Annotated in this window: 15 protein-coding genes and 2 pseudogenes; 8 read left to right on the forward strand and 9 right to left on the reverse strand. The window is 45.4% G+C overall.

Annotated elements, in window-relative coordinates; all coding sequences use genetic code 11:
• Positions 1-823 precede the first annotated feature (823 nt).
• On the reverse strand, positions 824-3,037 hold the full coding sequence (locus tag WKT12_RS05075) for an alpha-L-fucosidase (RefSeq protein ID WP_340318994.1): 2,214 nt from the start codon (positions 3,035-3,037) through the stop codon (positions 824-826).
• A gap of 367 nt (positions 3,038-3,404) precedes the next feature.
• Between WKT12_RS05075 and metA the strand changes: the two genes are divergently transcribed.
• From metA to WKT12_RS05090, 3 genes are read left to right on the forward strand one after another with little or no spacing between them, the layout of a single operon-like run.
• Positions 3,405-4,328, forward strand: coding sequence for a homoserine O-acetyltransferase MetA (gene metA / locus WKT12_RS05080; protein ID WP_021970285.1), 924 nt, complete (start codon positions 3,405-3,407; stop codon positions 4,326-4,328).
• On the forward strand, positions 4,328-6,157 hold the full coding sequence (locus tag WKT12_RS05085; protein WP_021970286.1) for a peptidase U32 family protein: 1,830 nt from the start codon (positions 4,328-4,330) through the stop codon (positions 6,155-6,157). The genes metA and WKT12_RS05085 overlap by 1 nt, the downstream gene beginning before the upstream one ends.
• Positions 6,144-7,100 carry a hypothetical protein gene (locus WKT12_RS05090; protein WP_340318995.1) on the forward strand — a complete coding sequence of 319 codons (957 nt, stop codon included), beginning with the start codon at positions 6,144-6,146 and terminating at the stop codon, positions 7,098-7,100. Before WKT12_RS05085 ends, WKT12_RS05090 begins: the two co-directional genes overlap by 14 nt.
• Before the next feature lie 15 nt (positions 7,101-7,115).
• On the opposite strand, the gene WKT12_RS05095 is transcribed toward WKT12_RS05090, so the two are convergent.
• From WKT12_RS05095 to WKT12_RS05115, 5 genes are all read right to left on the reverse strand, one after another.
• Positions 7,116-7,475: a DUF2023 family protein gene (locus tag WKT12_RS05095; RefSeq protein WP_021970288.1), complete on the reverse strand. Its 360-nt coding sequence runs from the start codon at positions 7,473-7,475 to the stop codon at positions 7,116-7,118.
• A gap of 48 nt (positions 7,476-7,523) precedes the next feature.
• A complete protein-coding gene (locus WKT12_RS05100; RefSeq protein WP_340318996.1) occupies positions 7,524-8,033 on the reverse strand; it encodes a flavodoxin in 510 nt (169 codons plus the stop codon).
• 365 nt (positions 8,034-8,398) lie between these two features.
• Positions 8,399-10,774, reverse strand: coding sequence for a TonB-dependent receptor (locus WKT12_RS05105; RefSeq protein ID WP_340318997.1), 2,376 nt, complete (start codon positions 10,772-10,774; stop codon positions 8,399-8,401).
• Between the two features lie 89 nt (positions 10,775-10,863).
• Entirely contained in the window at positions 10,864-12,159 is a 1,296-nt protein-coding gene (locus WKT12_RS05110) for a hybrid sensor histidine kinase/response regulator transcription factor (RefSeq protein WP_340319017.1), read from the reverse strand.
• Between the two features lie 566 nt (positions 12,160-12,725).
• Entirely contained in the window at positions 12,726-13,085 is a 360-nt protein-coding gene (locus WKT12_RS05115) for a winged helix-turn-helix transcriptional regulator (protein ID WP_340318998.1), read from the reverse strand.
• Positions 13,086-13,179: 94 nt separating this feature from the next.
• Between WKT12_RS05115 and WKT12_RS05120 the strand changes: the two genes are divergently transcribed.
• Positions 13,180-14,625: an NADH:flavin oxidoreductase gene (locus WKT12_RS05120; protein WP_340318999.1), complete on the forward strand. Its 1,446-nt coding sequence runs from the start codon at positions 13,180-13,182 to the stop codon at positions 14,623-14,625.
• A 184-nt stretch (positions 14,626-14,809) separates the two neighbouring features.
• Here the strand turns inward: WKT12_RS05120 and WKT12_RS05125 are convergent.
• The 3 genes and pseudogenes from WKT12_RS05125 to WKT12_RS05135 form a co-directional block, all read right to left on the reverse strand.
• Positions 14,810-15,144 (reverse strand): annotated as a pseudogene (locus tag WKT12_RS05125) (MobV family relaxase); the annotation flags it as partial.
• A gap of 8 nt (positions 15,145-15,152) precedes the next feature.
• A pseudogene (locus tag WKT12_RS05130) lies at positions 15,153-15,773 on the reverse strand (toprim domain-containing protein); the annotation flags it as partial.
• Positions 15,774-15,888: 115 nt separating this feature from the next.
• The gene (locus WKT12_RS05135; RefSeq protein ID WP_340319000.1) at positions 15,889-17,559 is read right to left on the reverse strand and encodes a DUF6377 domain-containing protein; all 1,671 of its coding nucleotides are present in this window, start codon (positions 17,557-17,559) and stop codon (positions 15,889-15,891) included.
• A 688-nt stretch (positions 17,560-18,247) separates the two neighbouring features.
• Between WKT12_RS05135 and WKT12_RS05140 the strand changes: the two genes are divergently transcribed.
• The 4 genes from WKT12_RS05140 to WKT12_RS05155 all read left to right on the forward strand — a co-directional run bounded on the left by WKT12_RS05140 (position 18,248) and on the right by WKT12_RS05155 (position 25,807).
• Entirely contained in the window at positions 18,248-20,587 is a 2,340-nt protein-coding gene (locus tag WKT12_RS05140; protein WP_340319001.1) for a glycoside hydrolase family 3 C-terminal domain-containing protein, read from the forward strand.
• A 37-nt stretch (positions 20,588-20,624) separates the two neighbouring features.
• Positions 20,625-22,895, forward strand: coding sequence for a 2,6-beta-D-fructofuranosidase (locus WKT12_RS05145; RefSeq protein WP_340319002.1), 2,271 nt, complete (start codon positions 20,625-20,627; stop codon positions 22,893-22,895).
• Between the two features lie 123 nt (positions 22,896-23,018).
• Positions 23,019-24,215 (forward strand): esterase, encoded by a 1,197-nt coding sequence (locus WKT12_RS05150; protein ID WP_340319003.1) that lies wholly within the window; start codon positions 23,019-23,021, stop codon positions 24,213-24,215.
• 122 nt (positions 24,216-24,337) lie between these two features.
• The gene (locus WKT12_RS05155; RefSeq protein ID WP_340319004.1) at positions 24,338-25,807 is read left to right on the forward strand and encodes a glycoside hydrolase family 30 protein; all 1,470 of its coding nucleotides are present in this window, start codon (positions 24,338-24,340) and stop codon (positions 25,805-25,807) included.
• The last annotated feature ends 134 nt before the right edge of the window (positions 25,808-25,941 follow it).

Raw genomic sequence — 25,941 nt, forward strand, 5'->3', positions numbered from 1 at the left:
TTCAATCATCAAGACAAGAAAGAAGCATTGAAAAATAATAATATTTGTAACACACATAGGTTTGAACTACCTGAGTTTATAAAGTTAGAAAAGCTATTGGAAACGTACATTTCCAGTGGCTTTTCTTTTTTGTGGATGGTTATATTGATTTTGTCAGAGTAAAGGATTTTCTTAAAATAATGATAGTCATTAATTCCATAACTACTATGCTGAATAGAGGAAATAAAATAACAAATACAACGTAATATAATCCCACTTTATAGTTTTCCTTTCTTTTCTTTAAATCCATTTGTAAATACTCTTCGTGAATTGCCTGAACATATTTTTTTGTTTTAAATGTTTTACGAAAAAATACTTAGCCGAAAAACATAATATTGTAACGCAAACAATAAGTGTGGAATTGTTTCTCAATTCATTAAATAATCGTACGGATAAAAAAAGCAATATAACTACTATATATGAGAATACAATCAAAAAACCTACTCCTATGTGATTATATACTTCATTGTCATTATATTCCATTTTTTGCTTTTCTAACGAATATATTTTATAGATAACTATTTTCTGTAAGCAGTTTTGTATTGCTTTCATAGGTTCTTATTTATAAACAGTTACAGTTGAAAGAGTCAACTTATGTTTAAATATTAATGATACATAATTAGTTTATTCTGATTAATATCCATAGACGAATTTCCTCCAGTCAATATTATAACAGTAATAGAATTTATCCGTCAAATGAAGATAGTGTAAAACCCTGCCATTTCTTCCCATAGTAGGAGAAATGGCAGGGCAGATTAATTACCTCTATGCTATCACTTTCGCTTTACAGAATATCGAGTTCAGCAATCGAAGCATACTTCGACCGATTGGCAGATTCGACCATTTCAATCTTTACATAGCGGGCTTTCACTTCCGATTTGAAGTAATGGTAACGTTTTACAGGGTCATTGATCAGGTTGCCAAACATGAAATCATCCGCTTTTTCCCATTTCTGGTTATCTGTGCTTACCCAGATCGTACCACGCTCAAACATACCTTCCTGATTAGCTTTCTGAGGAGTATAGGCAAAGCCTTTGATGGACTTCACGCTACCCATATCGATGGTCAGACTTTGGTCGGTTGCTGCCGGAGCTGTCTGCCAGTAAGTAGCCGGATCTTCATCGATGGCAAACGCTGCCTGATGCTCGCCGTCCTCACTGCCTGCGTGTACTACTTTCCAGTCTTTCTTGACATATCCGAACTGTTCCTTGCATACAGCGCCTTTTTGGTCGTTCAGTACAGAAACGGCAGATACTTCTTGGTTGTCTGCAAAGAACGGTCCTGTATAAACCTTCGATGAGGCGGTAGGTTCTGTGCCGTCCAGCGTATAGTAAATGGTATAGCCTGCATTCAAGTTGTCGGCACTGTTCTCGCCGTTGCGGTTCCAGTTGAAATCCTGTCGCAAGGGTTCAATGGTAACCATGCCGTTTGCATCACGGTGTGCCGACAACTGTGGCGGACGTGAATGGTAGTAGTGGGCAGATATTTTGCTGATGGCTGCATCCAGACGTGTCTGTGTGAAACGAACCCGAATCTTGTTGGTCGTTACATCCGGGAAACGGAGAATACGCTTGTAGCCAATGTTGGTGCCGCGTGCTATCTCTTTCCATTTGCGGTCTATCCATGCTTCTACCACGTGTTCTTCTACACGTTCTCCTCTCAGGGCGATGGCTTCCTGAAGCACAAGACGGTTGAAGGTGATGGGAGAGGGAGTCGTAAGAGTTATTTTCGCTCCGCAGGCAACTGTCGTGAAGGTATTTTTATCGTCATCCAGAACCTCTGCCGGACCGCTTGCGCCCTTCAGCAAGTCTACACCGTATGTTTCACGGATGCGCTGGCCCACTTCCTTCAGCGTTGCCACGTCCCTGTCAGAAAAACGTCCCTCCCGGTTGGGCGGTATATTCAGGAGGAAAGTCGAGTTGCCACCCACAGCACGTTCGTAGATGTCGAACACATCGTCGGCACTTCTTACCTTCTGCTGGGTATCGTCACGGTAGAACCATCCTTCGCGGATAGAGGTATTGGTTTCTGCCTGCTGATAATGCAGGTAATCGCCTTTGTATAAAACTTCGCGGCTACCTAAATCCAAATCAGTCAAATCGGGGAAATAAGAGGTGGTATCAGGATTTTCCGGATAGGTAATCACGTTCCATTCCGTATCTCGGGTTTTGCCACCTTCATTGCCGCACCAGCGGATATCTTCCCGTCCGAATACAGAAGCGTTGGGAGCTACGGCTTTAATCAGTTGTTTCCATGCGGCATAGTTGTAGCGCTGTCCTCCTTTACGCTTGGGATGGGCTCCGTCGAACCACACTTCTTGTATGTCGCCGTATTCCGTAAGGATTTCAAACAACTGGTTCATGAAATATTCGTTGTAGTCGTCCAGCATGAACTGGAAAGTGGTCTTGTTCTTGAAGGGGCGGTCTTTGACGGGACGCGGAATGGTACGCATCGTATACTTACTCAGGTTGCCGTACAGTCCGTCGGGGCTTTCAATCTGATACAAATCTGCCGGCGACAGATATACGCCCAGCTTCAGTCCGTATTTCTTACAGGAAGCCGACAGCGATTTCAGAATATCTCCTTTCCCGTTCTGGAAGTCGGTCGACATAATGCCGTGCTTGGTATAGCGGCTCTGCCACAGTACGAAGCCGTCGTGATGCTTTACTGTCAGTATCACCATTTTCATTCCGGCGGCTTTCATGGCTTCACACCATTGGTCGGTGTCCAACTGCTTCAGGTCGAAGATTTTCGGGTCTTCCTTGCCGGTTCCCCATTCTCTACGAGTAAATGTATTGGGACCAAAATGTACGAAAGCGATGAACTCGTTTTCCAGCGAACGCAACTGGTTGGCTTTGGGGACAACATGTGCCGCCTTTTCCAGAATGACTTCCTTGGAATCGGAATCTTCTACTTTGATGGTGTTGGCAAATTCTCTGGTCTGACCGTAGGCTGTAAAGGTCAGGCAGCTTAAGGATATGAACAGAAGGTTTTTCATTGGATTTTAAGTTTGTATAAAGTTATCAGTATAATGCCTATGTTAATAATTTCAATATTTAGATTTATAGATACAAGAAACATATGTTGTCGTCCCTGTAACAGGTTTGCAATATTCGTAAAATTTCTTAATATATGCAAGTTTATGGACGGTCGTTTGTGCTGCGAGGAGGTCTATTATGGCATGATTAAATTCGGCGGCTTTCGTCAGGACAGAGAGAGAATGTCCGGATAGTTTGGTAATGGGGAGGAAATTCGGGCATTTTTGTACAAATAATCTGTTCGCTCTCATAGTCTTTCCGGTGAAAGAATAAGGGAGATTTTATTTTTATTTCCTAATTTTGCACTTGCAATTAATTCATAAAGAAATGCCACTTAATTTACCAGACAAACTTCCGGCTATCGACTTACTGAAGGAAGAAAACATTTTCGTTATCGACAATTCCCGCGCCAGTACGCAGGATATTCGTCCGCTGAAAATTGTCATCCTCAACTTGATGCCGCTGAAAATAACTACCGAAACCGACTTGATCCGCCTGTTGTCTAACTCACCGTTGCAGATTGAGGTCAGTTTCATGAAACTGAAAAGCCATACTTCGAAGAATACGCCCATCGAACACATGAAGGCGTTTTACCGCGATTTCGAATTGATGCGCGATGAGAAATTTGATGGAATGATCATTACCGGTGCGCCGGTGGAACACCTCGATTTCGAGGAGGTGAACTATTGGGGCGAGATTCAAGAGATATTCGACTGGACGCGGACGCACGTCACTTCTACGCTCTATATCTGCTGGGCGGCACAGGCGGGACTGTATCATCACTACGGGATTCCTAAATATCCGCTCGACAAGAAGATGTTCGGTATCTTCGAACATCATATCTGTGAGGGCATGAGCAAACTGCCTATCTTCCGCGGCTTCGATGATGTGTTCTTCGTGCCTCATAGCCGCCACACGGAGGTGCGCCGTGCGGACATCGAGAAACATCCTGAGCTGACCATCATTTCCGAGTCGGACGATTCGGGCGTGCATATCGTGATGGCTCGTGGCGGACGTGAGTTTTACGTGACCGGTCATTCGGAATATTCTCCTTATACGCTGGATACGGAATATCGCCGTGACTTGGGAAAAGGTCTGCCCATCGATATGCCGAAGAACTATTACCGCGACAATGATCCTGAAAAGGGACCGCTGGTACGCTGGCGGAGTACGGCGAACCTGCTGTTCTCCAACTGGCTGAACTATTATGTATATCAGGAAACTCCATACGATATTAATCAGATAAAGTAATGATCAGACAACGTCCTATCGAACTATTGGCTCCGGCAAAGAACCTGGAGTGCGGCATCGAGGCTATCAATCATGGTGCCGATGCGGTGTATATCGGTGCTCCCCGCTTCGGAGCACGTGCGGCTGCCGGCAATTCGCTGGAAGACATTACCGCACTGGTGCAGTATGCGCATGTGTACAATGTCCGTATTTATGTCACGGTGAATACGATTCTGCGTGACGAGGAATTGAAGGATACCGAAGCGATGATCTGGGATTTGTATCGTGCCGGAGTGGATGCGCTGATTGTTCAGGATATGGGAATTACACGGCTCAACCTGCCGCCTATCCCGCTGCATGCCAGTACGCAGATGGACAACCGTACGGTGCAGAAGGTCAAGTTTCTGGCGGATGCCGGTTTCCGTCAGGTGGTGCTGGCACGGGAACTGACGCTCGATGAGATTGCCCAAATACATGCTGCCTGTCCCGATACGCTGCTCGAGGTCTTCGTGCACGGTGCGTTGTGCGTAAGTTACAGCGGACAATGTTACGTGAGTCAGGCGTGCTTCGGCCGCAGTGCCAACCGTGGAGAGTGTGCGCAGTTCTGCCGCTTGGGCTTCGATATGGTAGATGCCGACGGAAAAGTCATTGCGCGCAACAAGCACTTGCTGTCGCTCAAGGATATGAACCAGAGTGAGAATCTGGAGGCACTGCTCGATGCAGGGGCTTCTTCGCTCAAGATAGAAGGACGACTGAAGGATGTATCGTATGTAAAGAACGTGACGGCGTACTACCGTCAGAAACTGGATGCTATCCTGAAGCGCCGCAAGGAATATACACGTGCTTCGTCGGGAACGGTGAAGCTCGCTTTCCGTCCACAGTTGGACAAGAGTTTCAGTCGTGGCTTTACCGACTATTTCGCGCACGGACGTAATCCGGGCATTTTCTCGTTCGATACACCGAAATCGCTGGGCGAGGAGGTAGGAACGGTCAAGGAGATTCGGGGCAATTACCTCACGGTAGCGGGGGTGAAGTCGTTCAGCAACGGCGACGGCTTGTGTTATCTCGATGAGCGGGGTAAGTTGTGCGGCTTCCGTGTGAACCGGGTGGACGGCAACAAGCTCTATCCGCAGGAGATGCCGCGTGTAAAGCCCAAGACCAAACTGTACCGTAACTTCGATCAGGAGTTTGAACGGGTGATGCAGAAGAAGTCGGCCGAACGGAAAATCGCTGTGACGCTGAGGCTGGAAGAGAATAATTTCGGCTTTACCCTGTCGCTTGCCGATGAGGATGAGAACCGTATCAGCATTGCCTTGCCCAGAGAAAAGGAACTGGCACGTACTCCTCAGCAGGAGAACCTGAAGAACCAGTTGAGCAAGCTGGGAAATACACCGTTCGAGGCTACGGCGGTAGAAATTGCCTTGTCGGACAACTGGTTTATTCCTTCGTCCGAACTGTCCGACCTGCGACGTCGGGCGGTAGAGAAACTGCTGGAGGCTCGTCGCATCAATTATCCGCAGGAAATCTGGCGTATGCCCGAAACCCATCATGCTTTTCCGGTTCAGGAACTGACATACTTGGGAAATGTGATGAACGGCGCCGCTGCCGCTTTCTATCACGATCACGGGGTACGGCGTATTGCACCGGCATTCGAAAAAGAAGCACCGGAAAAGGCTGCGCTGATGTTCTGCAAGCATTGCTTGCGCTACAGCATGGGCTGGTGTCCGGTACATCATAAAGTGCGCTCGCCTTACCGCGAACCATATTTCCTGGTCAGCAGCGACGGCAAGCGTTTCCGTTTACAGTTCGACTGTAAGCAGTGTCAGATGAAAGTATATGCAGAAGAGTAAATACATATTGATCCTCTTGTTGCTGCTCGGTATCGTGGCTTGCCATTACCGTCCGGCAGCTTCGGTAGACAAGGGACCGCAAGGAAAGGATGATTCACTTCCGGTCGTCTTGCCCGAACGGGCGTATGCCCTGAGCAGTAATTTCGAGGTCGAGGCCGATACCTTATGGTTACACCAGTTGCCGTTCATGGATAGTGTTCCTGTTGTAAAGGGAAATCAGTTGGTAGTAGCCGAATTTGATGTGCATCCTCAGGATTCGCTGGATTCCATCTGGGTAAAGGTGGCACGCGATCAGGAAACTATCGGTTGGATTCAGGAACACGAGTTGCTGGAGCATATTGTACCGGTGGATCCTATTTCCCGCTTTATTCACTTGTTCAGTAGTTCGCATGCCTTGCCGTTCTTTTTGGTAATGGCTGTTTTCTTTCTGTGGTTTGTCTATCGGGCAGTACGTAAAAAACAGATTAAGCTGATTGGACTGAATGACATCGACAGTGTGTTTCCGGTTACCTTGTCGCTGCTGATGGCGATGGCTGCCACGTTATACAACAGCATCCAGCATTTCGTACCGGAAACGTGGATGCACTATTATTACGATCCTACGCTGAATCCGTTTGGTGTGCCGTTTATCCTCGGCCTGTTCATCGTGTGTGTGGGACTGATTCTGCTGGTGGGGGTAGCCATGCTCGATGATCTTTTCCATCAGGCAAAGCTGGAGGTAGCATTTTTCTACCTGCTGGGACTGGCTTCATATTGTATCTTCCTGTACATATTCTTCACTTATGTTTGGGTATATGCTGCCTATGTCTGCCTGATTGCATATACGGTATGGTGTGTAGACCGCTTGCGGAAGTCGGATAAATATCCGTATGCCTGTGGAGCGTGTGGAGCAAAAATGCGGACAAAGGGTGTTTGTCCGCATTGTGGTGCACTGAATGAATAGAAAAAACGATGTTGATTAAGATGCACGCGTGCGAGTCTTGCGTGTGCAGTAACGTTTACATTGTGCACAGATATCGTATCCCAGCATAGCTCCCAGAATGAAATCTTCTTCGGGGCTGAGCAGGTTCAAGGGCCGGGTTACCATCAGGCGGATGGCATTGATACATTCTGCCTTGCCGAAAAACAAGTTGATGCGTTCCTCGTCTACCGGCTGAATCACGAACGGGATGCGCTGGCTTTTCAACCGGTTTATGGCAAATGTTTCGTATTTCTTGTTGGTGGTGTAGAGCACCATCTGACGCACACCTTTTTTGTATTCGTAGATGTGGTTCAGAAACACTTTCAGTTCTACGGGATTGATTTCAGTTACTTTCATGGGAGTAGTTTGTTGGGAATGACTGATAGGGTTGTCCGAAGGTCGGTTTCAGGCAAGTTCGGCTTTCAGGGTTTCCATCCATGCCGTTATACGCTCTTCGGTCTTGTCGCTTTCGTTGATGTCGTCGATGGCAAGCCCCACGAAACACCCGTCGTCGGTTACGGCTACAGAAGAACTGTAGGTATAGTCTGTAGCTGGAACTGTACCGATGAAGCGGCAGCCACTGTCTTTCAGTTCGTTGAACAAGATACCCATGCCGTCGCAGAACGTATCGGCGTAAGATTCCGAGTCACCGCATCCGAACAGGGCAACCGTCTTGCCGGAAAGATCCATTCCTTTCAAAACCTTGATGCCGTCGTACCAGTCGTCCTGCAATTCGCCGTCGCCCCAGGTAGATGTTCCTAAAATCAGTGCTTCATAGCTCCCTGCCACATCAGCAGTGAGCTTGCTTACATCGTATACGTCACCGGAAGAAATTCCTAACTTGTTTGCTATCATGCGTGCAACAGACTCGGTTGTGCCTGTTGTAGAACCGTAAAATACACCAGTCTTTTTCATTGCTTTATGCTTTTAGTTGATTTGACATTGCAAAGTAACGGTGTATGGAGGAGTTTTGAAATACCTAAAAATAATGATTTTATAAAAGATATAGCTATCAGAAACATAGCGAGAATCGTGATCTGAGGAGAAACCCTGAACCTTTCAAAAAGAACCGGAGCAGAAACGCCTGAAACGCGAACAGGAGCAATCTATAAAAAGCATCCTCCTGCTTTAGCCTTCGTTGTGAAGGAACCAAAGACAGGAGGATGCTTTGTTTTTAAGTTTCTATTTATGAAATGTATTCTTTAATGCCTTAAGGCATAATATCCTATGTAGAGCTTCGTTCGACATATCCGTTTGGTTTACGGAATGTGAGGCGGACATCAGAAGCGGCAGCGGATATCCACACCTACCTGAAGGGGACGGCCTTTCTGCGCAAAGCCTCTGTTCATGGTTTCGAAGTAGAATGCCTGATAGTCGGTGTTGAGTGCATTGTTTATCCAGAAAGCCAACTGTCCGTTGCCCTTGTTGAAGTTGACACGTCCGTTCAGTGTGCCGTACAGCGCCTGACTGGCATTATTCTGTTCTGTCCAGTAGATACGTCCGGCAGCCTTGTAGTTGGCATTCACCGTAATGTTGTCTAAGATAGCACCCTTTCTCATAGTGAACACATACTGTGCTCCTACATTGAACGTATGCTTGGGAACAAAAGGCACATAGTTGCCGTTGTAGTTCTCTGTGTCGCTCACCACGTAGTCGGTAAAGGTAGCGTACGTATATCCGTAGTTTCCGTTCAGGCTGAAAGCATCAGTCACCTGTGCACGCAGGGAAGCTTCAGCTCCCAGGCTGCGGCTCTTTCCCGCATTGACCGTGATACGTCCCAGTCCGCTTTCGGCAAAACGTGAAATCTGCTGGTCGCGTGTATCCATGTAGAACAGAGCAACGTCGGCTTGCAGCTTGTCGTCGAACAGGGTAGTGTGCGAACCAACCTCATAGTTCCATGAATATTCAGGCTTGTAGAGTGTAGCATCCGATACGTTGACATCCGAAGCTGGCATATCCGGCATCATTCCGGCAAACTTGCCGAGCACCTCGTCCTGCTTGATGGCATTCATCATATCGTTTCGCATGTTGTTCTGTATCAGGTCGGAGAACATCTGAATGTTGTATCCTCCTGATCGGTATCCCTTGCTGACGGTAGCATACACGTTGTTCTTGCTGTTCCATGCGTACTGAATGGTAAACTTAGGCAGCAACTGCAAGTAGTCGGTCGATTCCTTGCCGACGAACTGCGTCTTAGCATTCAGCGGTCGGACAATTGCCGTTGGAAGGAAAGGAGCCGATACGCTGAAATCGAAATTCATGTCGCATACCGAGTTGTAGTCCAGTTTCAGTTTCTCGTAGTCCAGACGCAGACCAGCCGTAACCGACAGACCTTCTACTAGCACATCGTTGAACGTAGACTGGTGGTAAATGGCACCGTTCAAAATCGGTGTATCGAACACACCCGATACGGGCAAGGGTCGTGTCGTAATCTTAGCCGCCAGAGTAGGCGCTCCGGCAGGCAGATGCGAGAGTCCTGCGTTGATGTTATCCTCGATGAGGCTCTGTATACCGTCTTCCTGGAAAGTAACCGGACCATCGGTTGTCAGCCACTGATAGAATCCGCTTACTCCCGTAGTCCACTGCCAGCGGTTGCCCGGCTTCGACTTCAATACCAGTTCCTCGCTGATGGTCTTCGAGTTCTGTTTCTGCATCATCGTATAAATATCAGCTTCCGTAAAGTCCTGATCCAGGTTCATCTGGTCGTACAGATACTGGAAACCCGTCACGCTGCTCAGGATAAAGTTGTCTGCCTGATGTTCCAGATTCAGACCACCGTTCAGCAAGTTACGCTTGTAACCGCACGTATGGTTGTACGAAATCTTTCCGATGTATTCATTGCGGTCTTCCGTCTTGTCGTCGGTACGTCCGGTATATTCGTACGGATAACCTCCCTGATTGGTATATTCATAATTTAGTGTCAGGTCCAGCTTCAAGTTCTCCGTAGGCAGGTAGATGGCACGGAAACGTCCTCCGAACTCATCGTCCGTATCGATACGCTTGTTGTTGAAACTGTTCTTGAAGAAACCTCCCTTGTGCTCGTAGAAGAATCCCGTGGAGAAAGCGAACTGCGAAGAAATACGGTGATAGTGAGTCAGAGAGGCTTTATAGTCATTGTATGTAGCTGCGCTCAGACGAATATCCGTACCCTGATAGGTAAAAGGCGATTTGGTAAACACACGAATCAGTCCGCCCATGGTGTTTCGTCCGTACAGCGTTCCCTGCGGACCACGCATCACGTCGATTCGTTCGATATCGGAATAGTTGAAGTCGAAAGCCGACTTGTCGATAAATGGAATATTGTCGACATACAGACCCACGGCAGGCGTGTTGATACGCGAACCGATACCGCGGACATACACCGAGGTAGTCAGCTTGGAACCGTAATCGGGGATAAACAGATTGGGTACAAGTCCCGACAACGCCTTGACCGAAGTCACCGAGTTGTTGCGCATTTCGTTCTGCGAGAGCGAAGTCGACGAAATAGCCTGCTGGCGCAGACGGTTATTTTCCTTGGGAGTGGCGATAACCACCACTTCTTCGATGTCTATAACTTTGGTAGTGTCCTTGACCAATGCAATCTCTGTATCGGTTGGAGCGGCAAAAGCGACTGTCGTCACGGCAGTTGCCAGCGAAGCGAGAATTGTACGTTTCATGCTATCTGTTTAGTGGTTTTGTAATTCGGCTGCAAAGTAACGTCAATTCCCGTTATCCGGCAATCCTAATTTATGAGGATTATACTGTATTATTTGTATTCACTGGGATTCACACCAAATTGTTTCTTAAAGCTGACAGAAAAATGAGATACAGTTCCGAATCCGGTAATGTCTGCGACTTCGGATACGTTGTATTTGCCGCTTTTTAGCAGTTCTGCTGCTTTGTTGAGTTTATACTTAAGAAAGAAATGTATGGGCGTTTCTCCTGTTAGACCTTTCAGTTTGTAGTTGAACTTAGAACGACTCATGCATAACTTTTCTGCTATAAGGTTAAAATTCAAATCATCTTGCGACATCATGCTATCCATTAACTGGTACAGATTATTCATAAAGGCCATATCTTGTGTAGACAGGGCATTTGTTATAGTTTGCGAATTATTGGTAGAAGAAGATAGTAGTAAGGATCGTATATTATCTCTGTTTTGTAAGAGAGATTTGACGAGTGCTTTCAGATATTCCGGGTTAAATGGTTTGGTAACGTATGCACTGGCTCCTACATTCAGTCCTTCTACTTGTTCTGTTATTTGCGATTTAGCTGTAATCAGAATAACAGGAATATGGCAGTAAAGTTGGTTGGCTTTCAGCCTTTTACAGAACTCATATCCCGATATTTCTCCCATGACAACGTCCGATAAGATAATGTCCGGCTCCAGATTCTCTAATGCTGCTATGGCAGATTCTGCATCGTATTTATTGGTCACGTTATATTCCTTTTCGAATAGAGATTTGAGATAGACCGATATTTGAATATCATCATCTACAATCAATAGATGTGGTTTTGATGGGTCTATCGCAATAGTAGCATTTGTTGAAGGATATGTTGGTGTATCTTCAAAAAGATTCTCAAAATTATTTTTTTCAACCGATAGTCTTTCGTCTTTTTCATAAGCGCTATCATCAATAGGGAGCAGTACATGAAATATGGCCCCAGGACATTGAGAACCGTCCTTTACATTTTGAGCTATTACATTTCCGTGATGAAGTTGTACCAGCCGCTTTACATAATATAGTCCAATCCCAGTACCCCAATTTGCATATTTTAATCCAGATTTATTATCTGCCTGATAGTATCTTTTGAAGATGTCGGTAAGTTGTTCTTCGGGGATACCTTTCCCACTATCTTGAACATAAATGTGGATATACTTTTGGTATACAGGTAAATCTTTAATAATTGAAGCTGCCTGATTATAGTCTATGCAAGCCAAACCGATTTTTATACAGCCGTTTTGTGGCGTATGTTTCAAAGCGTTTGTAAAGAGATTGCTAAGGATTTTTGATAATTTGTCTTTGTCGAGCCATACAATCCTTCTTATTGGTATAATAATTGTTTTGTAATATCAAGTACTTTCTTAGCAGTAATCCTTGCATTTATATAAACTGGGATAGCTGGATATGGACTAAAAGAATACCATCTTCTCCGTCTACTGTTCCTGTTAAAATCTATGCTCCATATTTTCTGTTTGTGCATTTGAAGGCAAGTAGCACAACGAGAGTATATATAGAGATAATAATAGTTTTTTCATTATATTAGTGTGTTGGTCTGTGCAAAGATACAATTACACCGAGAAATTCAGTAAAAACCTGAATAGAAATTGAAAAACTATTTTAAGATTTTTATCGGTTTGGCTTAACCGATTGAAAAATAAACTTTTAGCGAATTACTTGAGAAATAGAGGTAACGATTTGGCAACTGTGCGAATTTCAGCGTTTTGCGATGCTGTGCTGTCAAATAACTCTTTCATCTGCAAATATAATATGTTTTTCAAAAAACGAAAAACATCAAGCGTGTAAATGATAAAAAGTTGAGTGGATTTTCTAATCACATTTGGAATGAATGCACCGTAAATTCTCTTCATTCTGACGTCTATGAACAGATTACCTGCTCCGCTTCTTACTCCTCGATTCGTTTCCCGACACGACGCCCCCATTGTGACAGGTCATTGATGTTGGGAATAACGGATTGTCCCAACTCGGTCAGTTCATATTCCACCTTCGGCGGCACAACCGGGTAGACTATGCGCCGTATCACACCCGCCTTTTCCAGTTCACGCACTACTTGGGTGAACATCTTGTTGGAAATCTCGCCCTTTACGCGGCGTTGCAGTTCGCTCGAACGCAATGGACCATATTGCAGATGATATAGAATCTTGGCTTTCCATCTTCCGCCAATAATCTCTATGGCCACGTCTAACGGACACAAATATATCTCCCCGTTAAAAGAATATTTTTCATCAACATGCTGGTATTCCATAAAATACACCTTTTAGTTACTACATTACTATTTGGTAAGTACTTGCAAATATATGACTTATTCAATAGTTTTGCAACCAAAAACAGAAGAAACGATGAAAAATCTAACACTTATCATTCAGCTGTTGACCTGCTGCCTATTGTTGATGGCCATAGCAGTCAACAAGAATCAGAAGATATTGGGAATAGCGGCATTCATCTTTCCCTTTTTCGGAAAAAAGGGACACTATTGTGCATGGATGTACCCGATGGGATCGTGCCAGGAGCTACTTGGCCGCATAGTTCCCTATAATGTAAAGATTTCGCCCCAAACCATTCAGACGCTGACCGAATTCAGAGAGATGCTCTGGATTCTCATCATGGCCATCATGTGTCTTGGAACCGGATTCGAATTGCTGGACTACGAACTCTTCGCCGCCTTCCTCTTTGAGCAGGCATCTGTGCCGCTGCTTGTGGTGGCTATGCTGTTTGCAGCCATGTCCATGGTCGTACAACGTCCCTATTGCCGTTTTATTACCAAACAGAAAGGTGAGACAAGCACAGAACCGTCAACTGCCGCCGCTCCCCCAAAAACGTTATTCGATGAAACCTCGATCGGGCCCATGCAGATGAAAAACCGCTTTGTTCGGGCCTCGGTAAGCGATCCCACTCCGAACGGAAAAGTGACCGACGAGCTATTGAACCTCTATGAATCACTGGCCAAAGGGGGTGTGGGAACGATTCTGACCGGATATACGGTGGTGGGTCGGAATGAAAAGAACATGAACATCCTGGCCATGTATGACGATACGTTCATCGAGGGTGGCCAACGGCTCACCGACCTTGTGCATAGCCATGGCAGCAACATCCTGATGCAGTTGGTCAGTGTAGGCTCCGGATATTCGTCGCGCACAGCTCCCGATGGCGAGCTTATGGGGGCAAGTGCCGTGAAAAATCTCCACACGGGCATCACTCCCAAAGAGATGACCGAGGAGGATATCCGTAATACAATCAACGAGTTTGCCGCAGCTGCCCTGCGCGCCAAGCAAGCCGGATTCGATGGCGTGGAGATTCATGCCTGCCACGGTTATCTGCTCCATCAGTTTGCCACGCCCTACTACAACCGGCGCACGGACAACTATGGTGGAAGCCGCGAGAATCGCTATCGGCTTACCATCGAGGTCTATGGGGCAATCCGCCGCGCCGTCGGCGAGGATTTCCCCGTATGGATCAAGGTGCAGAGCGAGGACCATTTCGAGCAAGGTGTCACGCATGAGGACTGCCTCTATCTCTGCCGCGAGCTGGCGAAAAGAAGAATCGATGCCATTGAGGTCAGCGGCCCTTTCACCAAGTACAAGATGAACACCGCCTATTTCAAGGAGATGGCCGACAAGATTGCCCGAGAGACCTCCGTGCCGGTCATCGTCACGGGCGGCAACCGCATCTACGAAGAGATGGAGAAGATGATTAATGAGACCGCGATTGATTATGTCGGCATGGCTCGCCCACTGATGACGCAGCCGGACCTGATTAACCAGTTTGTTGCAAAGTATAAGCATTAGAACAGCCGTTGCAGAAGAGGTTCGCCAAGGACTTCATATAGCAGAGGTGTGCCACACTTGTGTAGGGCACACCTCTGTTGTTTACTGCCTTTACCATGATGCGCTTCTCATTGAGACGCTTTGCCAATCAAAGTCTTTCCCGAATATTTCCGGTTCTCACTTTTATCGCTATCTTTGTATCCTGAGCCGCCACGATGTTCTCCTTTCCGAACGTGTCGGCGAAATATTTCAGATTATCGGCGCACCACTCGTCCAAACGTCCCTCTTCCTCTATCCGCTTCATGTCCTCGTGCGTTCCCGATACGTTGATGCGGATAGCCCGTACTTGGTTGCTTCCGATTTTGCGTGTCAGCCCCGCTTCTTCCAGTCTTCTCTGAACAGCCGCCGAACGGTCTTTCACCCCGTCGGGGTAGTCGATGAGCCTGCGGTTCAGGTGCGTGTGGGGTCGACGTTCTTCGGTATGATGAAATGCTCGATATGTGCGGTCGTTCCGCTGTCGCTGCCGTGCGCCTTTTCCATGTGTAAAACTACAACCTATATATTCTTCCTTTCTTTTTCTGTGGCTGCATCATCCGCCTTGCGGATTGGACTTGCTCCTTCTCCTTTATCGGCTCTGCCGATTGGGACAGTGGCTTACCGCGCAGGTAGTCGTTCAAGTCCTTATACCCACGATAGTACAGTGACTTGTCAAGCAGCCGTTCCCCGAACCTCTCCTTCAGCTTCTTGCAGGTGTTCCGCCCTGCCGTGTCGTTGTCAAGGAAACAGCCGATTCGGGCGTAGGTCTCCAATATGCTTTCTGCTTTCGCAAGATTGGAAACGGAATTCAGTATGATATAGTCCTGCGTGTCCAATCGTGGGGGGTGCGGATTGCTCCCAACACGTATGGTAAGGAACGAAAGGTAATCCATGAACCCCTCGAACAGATAACACACGCTTCGTGGCTCGCCCTGCTGTCGGATATGGGTGATGTCTTTCGGAGCTACACATCCCTTGAAGTATCTGTTGCGCACTTCATATCCTCCTGCCATGTTCGGAAAGCCGATGGCGAAATAGGGCTTGTCGGCATTCATAAACCGAAGTTCCCTGCATTCCCTTTTGGCAAGTCCGATATTTATCCCCCTTTCTTGCAGATAGGCGATGATTACAGGAAAACGTCCCGATATTTTTTGAGAATTTGTACAAAAAATCAAAAAACATCGGGACGTTTTTACTGAAATACCTTGATGTCTTGGATAAGTTTTTTCTCTGTGTAGACGAATCTTTCTATTCGTCTGACTGCGCTTCTTCGTCTGCCAGGTCGTCCTTATACATGTTCATGACAGTCTTGGCAAAGTCCTTTTCCGGAATTATGGACGAATGGCGTATTTTCAGCCGGTAATTATAGATGGTTTGCGGTGAGTAATTCAGCAGTTTGGCAATGCTTATGCTATCCGTTACTCCCAGACATACCAGTGCATAGATACGTAATTCGATGGTCAGCTTCTGTGGCGATTCGAGAGTAATCTGTGCTTCCGGAGTCAGCAGCTTGTTGAAGCGTTCTACAAAGTCCGGATGGATGGACAAGAAAATCTCATCAAAACTTTCGTACAACTGATTGAGCTCGCTGTTGTTGAGCAGGGAGTCACTCAACAGCTTCTTTGCCTCTCTCAGTTGCGATGTCGTAATCAGGTTGAGAAGGGTTTTCTTGGTTTGCGAAAATTTTGTAACCAGACTGACCTGCGTTCTCAGACTTTCGATGTAGAAATTGTTCTTTCTCTCTATTTCAGCTTCGAGGGCGTTGATCTTGTCATTGGCAGTCTTGCTTTCTCGCTGCAATTCGGATATGAGTGCCTGTTGCTTTTGGTAATCTTGAGTTACGTCTGTTATGTCTTTTATTTTTTTCTTGTATCGTCTGACTGATGCATATGCTATACCTGCTGCCACGATAATCAGAATCAGACAGATTATGAGGGTCGCTGAATATCGCTGCTGTTTTTGACTGATAAACTGTTTGTACATTTTCTGTACCTGATTCTGTATTACAATCAACTGTAAACTTCTGCCCAAGTCTTTATAATCGCATATATTGTCGGAACAGAATTGCGTATACTTGTACAGTCTGCCCAGTTGGTCTTTGCCTTCCGTATACTGGCTCATCAGTTGTATAATGTACAGCATCGATTGGGAATCGTTGTTTACCATTTGGATATCGGTAATGGCTGAACAGATGGCATAGATGAAAGATTGTTCCATATCTCCTTTAAGCTCGTACAGATGCGACAGACAAAATTGGAGGAAAGCCTTTTGTGGTGTAGCGTTGGGGGCACGTTCTGCTTCCGTCTTGAGAGTCGTATAGATACTGTCGGTCATCTTGTGTGGAAACAGGCTTGTGTAATAGATGGAATAATAAACATCGGTGGGAGAGATGTATGGGGAATATTTGTTCCATATACGGATATTCAGGGAAGAATCTTTGTTTTCTGCTAAATTATTAATGTGAAGCAATCGCTCAAATTGTATTCTGGCGTAAAGATAGCGCAGTTCGGGTTCTATGTTTTCAATGTCGGGCAGTTGGGAAAGTACATGGTTGGCGTTCGTAAAGTCGCTGCGCAGGGTTTGAATGTAAGCCTTGTAGAGCAATATTTCTTGTTCCCATTTAGGATTTTTGCTTTGTTGTCCGTATTCATACCATTTATTCAGGTAATATTGGGCTGAATCAGCCTGGTATTTGCTGTATTCTATGAGGATGCGTTTGCAGAAAGAATACTTGTCTTGTAGAAACGATGCCGTTTCTAGATTCTTTTTAAGCTGACTGATTTCGTTTTGTTTTTTCAGAGCGTAGCTGGAACTTCTGATGACTTCTGTATCCAGAGAGTCCAGGTATTTCTCTATCTTATTTTGGGAGAAAATTTGTAGGGGTAGTAATGTGCACAAGATAAAGGCTACTATTTTCATGAGTGATATTTTTAGACAAAATTAGGAGGTTCTGTTCTAAGAATCAAGATATTTATAATAAATTATGTGTTGCTGAAAGGTCAGAAACAGCTTTTCGGCTTACTTTGGCATTTACTTTGGAGGTAGTCTGATTTTGGAATAGTATATTGATTTATTGGTTATTATCTGTAAATGGCGATTTACTTTAAGCCGTAGAAAACAACTGCTGAAAAGTTTGTCAAAAAAATCCACTCTTTTGTGAGAAGTCTTGTTTATTTATCGTTTTGGGGAGAGAATGACAGGTCTTTTTAGGGGAAGTGACATCCTTGCTGGTCTTTTTTCTTCCTTTGCCGACTTGCCGGAAGGTAATAGGCTTTTCATCGTACTTTTTAGTCGGTAATTTGTAAGGAAATTTTCTTTCTGTAACCTTACATTAACGACTGTATGGATATATAGTTCTTTCGTACGGATTACTTTTTTATTTACTTTTTATTCTTTTTGATTGATTGTAATGTGTTGTTTATTAGTGTGTTGTTGCGAATGTATAGTTTACTTTTCCTTCATTATGCCTGCTTACTATGCAGACATGCCAACTGGTAGAAGGCATAACTTTGCAACAGTCTGAAAGGACAGAAAAACACATCTGAAAAACACAATGAAGGACGTGAAAAACAAGAATAACCTAATAACTTTAAAAATCAGAAATAATATGCTACGAAACTTAGTGATGCTGTCGGCTATATTGCCAATGTGCGTATGTGCACAAACTCCTCAACTTGGAAAAGATCCGGTAGAGAAAGTAGTAAGTGCCATGACACTTGACGAAAAACTGGATTTATTGGTTGGATCGGCCGGAAATAAAAATACTAATTCTGCTGCTACAGTAGGAAGTTCTGCTATACTGGTGCCGGGAGCTGCCGGTCAGATTAATGGAGTGCCTCGTCTGGGCATACCTGCCGTGGTAGTGGCTGACGGACCTGCCGGACTGCGTATTGCACCGACTCGTGAAGGTACGGATAAAACATTTTATTGTACGCATTTTCCGGTAGCAACGGTGATGGGAGCTACCTGGAATACCGAACTGGTTGAGGCAGTAGGCGATGTGATGGGAAATGAAGTGAAGCATTACGGGGTAGATGTACTGCTTGCTCCGGCAACTAATATTCAACGTAATCCGTTGAACGGGCGTAATTTTGAATATTATAGTGAAGACCCGTTGCTGGCTGGTAAGATTACTGCTGCACAGATTAAGGGTGTACAGCGTAACGGGGTAGGTACTTCGTTGAAACATTTTGCACTGAACAATCAGGAAACCAACCGTACCAGCAATAATGTAATAGGTACACCGCGTACTTTTCGTGAAATATACTTGAAACCTTTCGAAATAGCCGTAAAAGAAAGTCAGCCTTGGACTGTCATGACTTCTTATAATAAGATAAACGGTACATATGCCAGCCAGAGAGCCGATCTGATTACGGAAATCCTTCGCCGCGAATGGGGATTCAAGGGAATGGTGATGACCGACTGGTTTGGCGGTGATAATGCTGTTCAGCAGATGGAGGCAGGCAACGAATTGCTGATGCCGGGAAAACTTGTTCAGCGTGAGGAAATCCGTAAGGCTGTTCTTAACGGTATATTATCCAGAGAAATCCTTGACCGTAACGTGAAGAGGATTCTGGAGTGTATTTTGAAAACTCCTCGCTTCCAAGGGTATGTGGCTGATAATAATCCTGACCTCAAAGCTCATGCACAAGTTACCCGTAATGCGGCTTGCGAGGGTATGGTATTGCTGAAGAATGAAAAAAATTCCTTGCCGGTGAGCAATAAGATAAAGAATGTTGCGGTATTCGGACGTACTTCTTACGACTTCATTGCCGGTGGAACGGGGTCGGGAGATGTAAATCATGCGTATGTCGTATCGCTGATGGACGGTTTGAAAAATGCAGGTCTGGTGACTGATGAGGGGTTACAGCAGGTATACGAATCTTATATCGAAGAGGCAAAGGCACAAATGCCGAAGTCGGATAATCCGTATGCAGCATTCATGCCTAAGAAACTGATTGCAGAAATGAATCTCGATAACGTGGATCTTGAGAAACTGGCTTCTGACAATGATATGGCGATTGTTACAATCGGAAAGACTTCCGGTGAATTTGCCGACCGTAGTATTGCTGAAAACTTCAATCTTACTGCTGCCGAGAAAAAAATGATAGATGATGTTACTGCTGCTTTTCATCGTAAAGGTAAAAAGGTGGTTGTTATTCTGAATGTATGTGGTGTAATAGAAACTGCAAGTTGGATGGACGAACCGGATGCTGTGCTGGTGGCATGGTTGCCCGGACAGGAAGGAGGAAATTCTGTAGCCGATATCCTGACGGGAAAGGAAAATCCTTCCGGACGCTTGCCGATGACCTGGCCGTTGAGTTATAACGATGTACCTTCTAAAAATGATTTCCCGGTACCCGATGATATCAGCGAAGAGATGTTGACCGAATCGTTGAAGGGATTTGCTAATGTCCGTACGGAAGGCGAACGCAAGAACTTTGATGTGACTACTTACAACGACGGTATTTATGTGGGATATCGTTATTATACAACCAAGAATGTTCCGGTTTCATATCCTTTCGGTTACGGATTGAGCTATACTACATTCTCTTACAGTGACATGAAAGCTGATAAGGCTGAAAATGGAGACATCCGGGTGACTGTTACCGTGAAGAATACCGGCAAGGTAAGCGGCAAGGAGGTTGTACAGGTGTATGTTTCTGCTCCGGGCAAGGATATGGATAAACCGGCAAGAGAATTGAAGGGCTTTGCCAAGACACGTCAGTTGCAGCCGGGAGAAAGTCAGACAGTATCTGTATCTGTTCCTTATGAAAGTCTGGCTTCCTTCAGTGAAAAGGATAGTTGCTGGCAGGTTGAAGAAGGCGATTATCAGATTCTTGTTGCTAAGAATGCTGCTGACAAGAAACCGCTTGCTGCTACCGTAACCGAAGAGGGAAAAGTTACCGAAACGGTAAGACCATGCCTCGTACTTCAACAAAAATAACTCTCGAAAATTAACCTGATAACTTTATAAAATAACCATGAAAACTCGTAATTTGTTATTACTTACAAGCTCTTTGCTGGTTGCTCCTGCCGTATCGTTTGCGCAGGATCAGGCAGTAAAAGATTCAGTTCCTGAAACAAAAGAAGTAAAAAATAGAAATGTCATGTTGAATGCATCGTCCGACAATCAGCCGCGACAGATTTCTATCGGTCTGCCGTCCAGCTTGTCGACTACCATTTACGAAGATGGACTTCCTGTTTCGTATAGCATCTGGCCCTGTCTGCCGTATTGCTACTGGGCAGGTAGTGCGATGCATAGCCGGGTGGGACTGACATCTATAGGCGAGAATGCCATAACCAATGGTTCTGTCAATTATTCGGTCGACTCGTATACCCGTGAGGGAGGAGAAAAATTCGAAGGACATGCCAACTATACTACCAATATTTATAATCTGCAACGCATCGATCTGGCACTGGCTGGACCTATCAAGAATGGATGGAGCTATTCGGTTGGAGCCTATGTCAATATGGATCCCGGAACAAACCGGCTGGCTGATACGTATCTGTCCAACAATATGCAGATGTATAAAGCTGGATTGACCAAAACCTGGAATGAGGGCAGAGGTAAAGCAAGCGTATTTTATAAGTATGTGTACTATAAAGGACTGGGCGACAGTTACGGACCTTTTATTTATAAGGGTGATGGTAGCGTAGAAGAGTACAATGGATTCGATTTGGGACACGATGGATTTTTGCCGGGAAACGGCTACATTACGTATCGCGATGTGATGACGGGTGAACTGAAGACATACGACCGTTCTGATGGAGTACACGACATGAGCAATGATGTGAATTTCAAGTTGGATTATAAGTTTGACAATGGCATGAAGCTGAATGTTTATTCTAAATATCGTTATGCCAATGCTTATATGTCGATGCTTTCTTTGTCGGGTATAGGTGAGGCCGATGAGAACTCTGGTTATACATATGCTTACGACTATGGTGACCATAAGGCTGGTGATGTCTTTACCGGTTCATTCAACAGCCGTTATCTGTTGCGCGATATCGGTTATGAGCGTAACTGGATGACTACTGCCGAACTGAGTGGCAAGAGCAATGACGGAAATCATAACTGGCGTCTGGGTTATAACTTTAAGTGGGAACGTCAGGGCATTACAGCCAGTACCGGAGTTTATGCACATACGGTAGAAGCTAATCCTGTATGGTTGAAGCATAACGGAAGTCAGGGATATACTTTCAATACCGGTGGCGAGTATTATGATACCCACGAGGTTAAGACAGCACTTTATGCATCCGATGACTGGCAGGTGACAGACCGCTGGTGGCTGTCGGCAGGTGCCCGTCTGGAGTATTATACTGTTGGCGGACAGAATGCGATGGCTTATCTGAATGCAACGGATACCGAAGCTACTTATCCGGAGAATATCCGAAACATCGATTACAGTGTGAATAATGGAAAAATTACTACTTTCGATAAAAAATGGGTGAATCCGGCTGCTACTCTGAATACCCGTTTCGTCATTTCAAAAGGTTTCGGACTGGTGGGTGAATATGTATATGCCATGCAGCATCCCGAGTCACAGGATTTTGCCGGTGCCTATATGCCTATTCTCGATGCTGTGAACATTCATTTCGGACGTGCCGGTATTTTCTGGAATACACCGTGGATGCAGCTTGTATCTCAGTTCACTATTATCAGCCAGAGCAATTATAAGAGCCGTACTCAGTTTACAAATCCCAATGATGCTTCCGATGTCGTAACGATTCCGATTACCTACGATATTCAGACTATGGGATGGACTACCGACGTGGTACTCAATCCGTTTAAGGGATTTTCTTTCCACGGACTGTTTACTTATCAGAATCCGTTGTATAAGAACTTCGATATAAATGCTTCCTTCAGCGACGGTTCTTCAAAATCGTATACGTTCAGCGATAATGTATCTACAGGTGTCAGCAAATATATCGTAGAGCTTGATCCAAGCTATACTTTCGACAAGTTCCGTATTTGGGCAAGTTTCCGTTATCAGAGCAAACAGTATATCAACAAGACGAATACACTTTATTTCAACGGACGCTGGGAAACATTTGCCGGTGTAGACTATACACTGAACAAGCACGTCGGCTTTACTGTCAATTTCGTAAACCTGTTTAATGAAAAAGGTGCTTCAGGAAGTATCGGTGCTGCCGATTTGCTGGAAGATGTTTCTGCTTACAAGAATTATCTGATGGCCGGTACATACATCCGTCCGTTTACTGCTGAGTTTGCCGTACATCTGAACTTCTAAGCTCAATACTGGGTATTGCCAGAGCCGTGCCTTTTGTGGCAGGACTTCTGGCAGATAGAAGAAAAGTTGTAACTTTGGGATACAGTAAACAAATAAGGTAGTTTAGATAAAAATAAGTTAGCTATGAAAACATTATTAAGTTTTGCGGCAGGGTGCTTGATTTCACTTTCCGCATGGGCTCAGGAAACTGTAGGTGTAAATACTGGAGATATAGTTTCTCCTGAGGTAAAGAATCAGACAGTCACTTTTAAGTTGCTGGCTCCAAATGCAAAGGAAGTGCTGGTTGAGGCCGATTTCTTTGAAAAGACTAAACGGCAGACATCATTGGGGATGATGGAGGCTCCCGGGCAGATTCCGATGGTAAAAGGTGAAGACGGCGTTTGGACCTATACTACTTCGACACCGTCGCCGGAACTCCATACGTACTGCTTTTATGTGGACGGAGTACGTATGCTCGATCCAAGTAATGTGTATATGATTCGTGACATTGCAACCTATACCAATTATTTTCTGGTCGACGGAGATTTGTCGCAGAACTATCTGGTGCGTGAAGTTCCTCACGGAACCGTTTCGAAGGTGTGGTATCCCAGTCCTACCTTGGGCATGGAGCGCCGCCGTATGACGGTCTATACACCTGCCGGATATGAAGACGGCAATAAGCAATATCCTGTATTGTATCTGCTGCATGGTGCCGGAGGCGATGAAAATGCATGGAGCGAACTGGGACGGGCTGTCCAGATTCTCGATAATCTGATTGCACAGGGAAAGGCTGAACCCATGATTGTGGTCATGCCGAATGGTAACGGAGCTCAGGAAGCTGTGCCGGGTGAATATCCCAACAGCATGTATAAGCCGTCTTTCTCCAATCCCAAGACGATGGAGGGTTCTTTCGAAAAAGCTTTCCCCGATATCATGAACTATGTGGAGAGTCATTATCGTACAATTAACGACAAGGCTCACCGGGCAATTGCCGGATTGTCGATGGGAGGATTCCATTCGCTTTATATCTCTGCCAACTATCCCGATCTGTTTGGTTATGTAGGTCTGTTCTCGGCTGCCATCAACCGTCAGGCGAAGGGAGAGAATACGTATATCTACGAAAATCTGGAAGAGAAACTTGCCAAGCAGTTCTCCGATGCTCCGAAGCTGTATTTCATCGGCATCGGAAACGGTGACTTCCTGTTCCAGGATAATGTGAAGTATCGGGAGCTGCTCGATAGTCACGGCTATAAATATGAATATATGGAAACCGACGGCGGACATGAATGGCGTAACTGGCGGAAATACTTGAATCATCTGTTACCCGAACTGTTCAAGTAGACCGTATGTTCATAATTCCTTGCCCGACTCCTGGTCGAGGTTCGTTGGGCAGGGATATACTTACTGACAGATAAATAAACAAATTGATTAATAATTTAATTCCTTGAATCGCATTTACGACTATGGTAAAGAAGTTTATGTTTTTAGCTTTGGCTGCAAGCGGCTTATTGGCTTGTCAGCATACCCCGGAAGCTGCATGGGTCAGCACGACATTCGATGAACCGTGGGTTACTCAACCCTCAGTACCTGTATCAGATGCAGGCAAAGAGGCCGATATTGTTATTGATACAACCAATACCCGACAGACCATCGATGGCTTCGGTACTTGTTTCAATGAACTGGGATGGGTTTCTTTAAGCAAACTCGATGCTCCTGTACGCGACAGCATCCTGAATGAAATGTTTACGCCTGGTGTGGGAGCCAATTTTACAATCTGCCGTATGCCTGTTGCTGCAAACGACTTTGCTGTCGACTGGTATTCGTATGATGAAACGGAGGGAGATTTCGAGATGAACGATTTCTCGATAGACCACGACCGGCAGACACTGATTCCTTTCATTCAGGCTGCCTTGCGCTATCAGCCTGAACTGAAGATATGGGCATCTCCCTGGTGTCCACCTTCTTGGATGAAGTACAACAAGCATTATGCCGGATTGTCGACAACGAAGATGGCTCGCTTGCTGAGAGAACGGCTGAAAGACGGTGAAAGCACCTATATGACTCGTGTGGTAGACAATGGCTTGTCGGAAGACAAAGAAGGAAGAGAAGGTACGGATATGTTTATTCAGGAAGATGCCTACATGAAAGCCTATGCTTTGTATTTCTCGAAATTCATTGATGCTTACCGTCAGGAAGGTATAGATATATTTGCTGTCATGCCTCAGAATGAGTTCAATTCAGCTCAGATATTCCCAAGTTGCTGCTGGACGGCAAAAGGGCTGGCAAACTTTGTCGGCAAGTATTTGGGGCCGGCTATGGCGGAGAAGAAGGTAGAAGTTATGTTTGGTACGGTAGAACGTGCCAATACCGCACTGGTCGATACCATTCTGCAAGATACAGCTTGTGCACGTTATGTAACAGGTGTAGGATTCCAGTGGGCTGGAAAAGATGCGTTGCCTAAAATTGCGGCTGCTTATCCTGATATGAAATTGTATCAGACAGAACAGGAGTGTGGCAACGGTAAGAACGACTGGAAGGGTGCTGCTCATTCGTGGGACTTGATGAAGCACTACCTGAAAAATGGTGTCAGTGTATACGAGTACTGGAATACTTCGTTGATGGAAGGTGGTATCAGCCGCTGGGGATGGGCACAGAACTCATTGGTTGTGGTCGACGAAAACAGCAAGACTTTCCGTTATACTCCCGAGTATTACATTATGAAGCATGTCAGCCATTATGTATTGCCGGGTGCGAAAAGAATTGAAACTTCTGGCAGTTACGATGATGTCCTTGCATTTGTAAATACTGATAACAGTATTGTGGTTGTTATAGGTAATGCTGAATCGACCGACAAGGTTGTCAGCTTCCAGGTAAACGGTACCGTTTATTCTCCTACGCTGAAGGCTCATTCGGTCAATACGTTTAAGCTCTGATAGCGATTGCCTGACAAAAAAGGAGTCATATCAAACTCTCCGTACGGGGAGTAATGATATGACTCCTTTTTTGTTGATTATCTGTTCGACTCCTGCTTTCCGCTTTATCCATCAGGATAAGCTAAAGCAGGAGA

It is taken from the genome of Phocaeicola sp. HCN-6420, assembly GCF_037890145.1.
Lineage (GTDB): Bacteria > Bacteroidota > Bacteroidia > Bacteroidales > Bacteroidaceae > Phocaeicola.

What these genes read in the sequence shown, in the direction of transcription:
- WKT12_RS05115 (WP_340318998.1), bottom strand. Translation starts at nt 13,085, where the DNA reads ATGGAATACCAGCATGTTGATGAAAAATATTCTTTTAACGGGGAGATA.
- WKT12_RS05135 (WP_340319000.1), bottom strand. Translation starts at nt 17,559, where the DNA reads ATGAAAATAGTAGCCTTTATCTTGTGCACATTACTACCCCTACAAATT.
- WKT12_RS05150 (WP_340319003.1), top strand. Translation starts at nt 23,019, where the DNA reads ATGAAAACATTATTAAGTTTTGCGGCAGGGTGCTTGATTTCACTTTCC.
- WKT12_RS05105 (WP_340318997.1), bottom strand. Translation starts at nt 10,774, where the DNA reads ATGAAACGTACAATTCTCGCTTCGCTGGCAACTGCCGTGACGACAGTC.
- metA (WP_021970285.1), top strand. Translation starts at nt 3,405, where the DNA reads ATGCCACTTAATTTACCAGACAAACTTCCGGCTATCGACTTACTGAAG.
- WKT12_RS05075 (WP_340318994.1), bottom strand. Translation starts at nt 3,037, where the DNA reads ATGAAAAACCTTCTGTTCATATCCTTAAGCTGCCTGACCTTTACAGCC.
- WKT12_RS05085 (WP_021970286.1), top strand. Translation starts at nt 4,328, where the DNA reads ATGATCAGACAACGTCCTATCGAACTATTGGCTCCGGCAAAGAACCTG.
- WKT12_RS05145 (WP_340319002.1), top strand. Translation starts at nt 20,625, where the DNA reads ATGAAAACTCGTAATTTGTTATTACTTACAAGCTCTTTGCTGGTTGCT.
- WKT12_RS05100 (WP_340318996.1), bottom strand. Translation starts at nt 8,033, where the DNA reads ATGAAAAAGACTGGTGTATTTTACGGTTCTACAACAGGCACAACCGAG.
- WKT12_RS05120 (WP_340318999.1), top strand. Translation starts at nt 13,180, where the DNA reads ATGAAAAATCTAACACTTATCATTCAGCTGTTGACCTGCTGCCTATTG.
- WKT12_RS05095 (WP_021970288.1), bottom strand. Translation starts at nt 7,475, where the DNA reads ATGAAAGTAACTGAAATCAATCCCGTAGAACTGAAAGTGTTTCTGAAC.
- WKT12_RS05140 (WP_340319001.1), top strand. Translation starts at nt 18,248, where the DNA reads ATGCTACGAAACTTAGTGATGCTGTCGGCTATATTGCCAATGTGCGTA.
- WKT12_RS05155 (WP_340319004.1), top strand. Translation starts at nt 24,338, where the DNA reads ATGGTAAAGAAGTTTATGTTTTTAGCTTTGGCTGCAAGCGGCTTATTG.
- WKT12_RS05090 (WP_340318995.1), top strand. Translation starts at nt 6,144, where the DNA reads ATGCAGAAGAGTAAATACATATTGATCCTCTTGTTGCTGCTCGGTATC.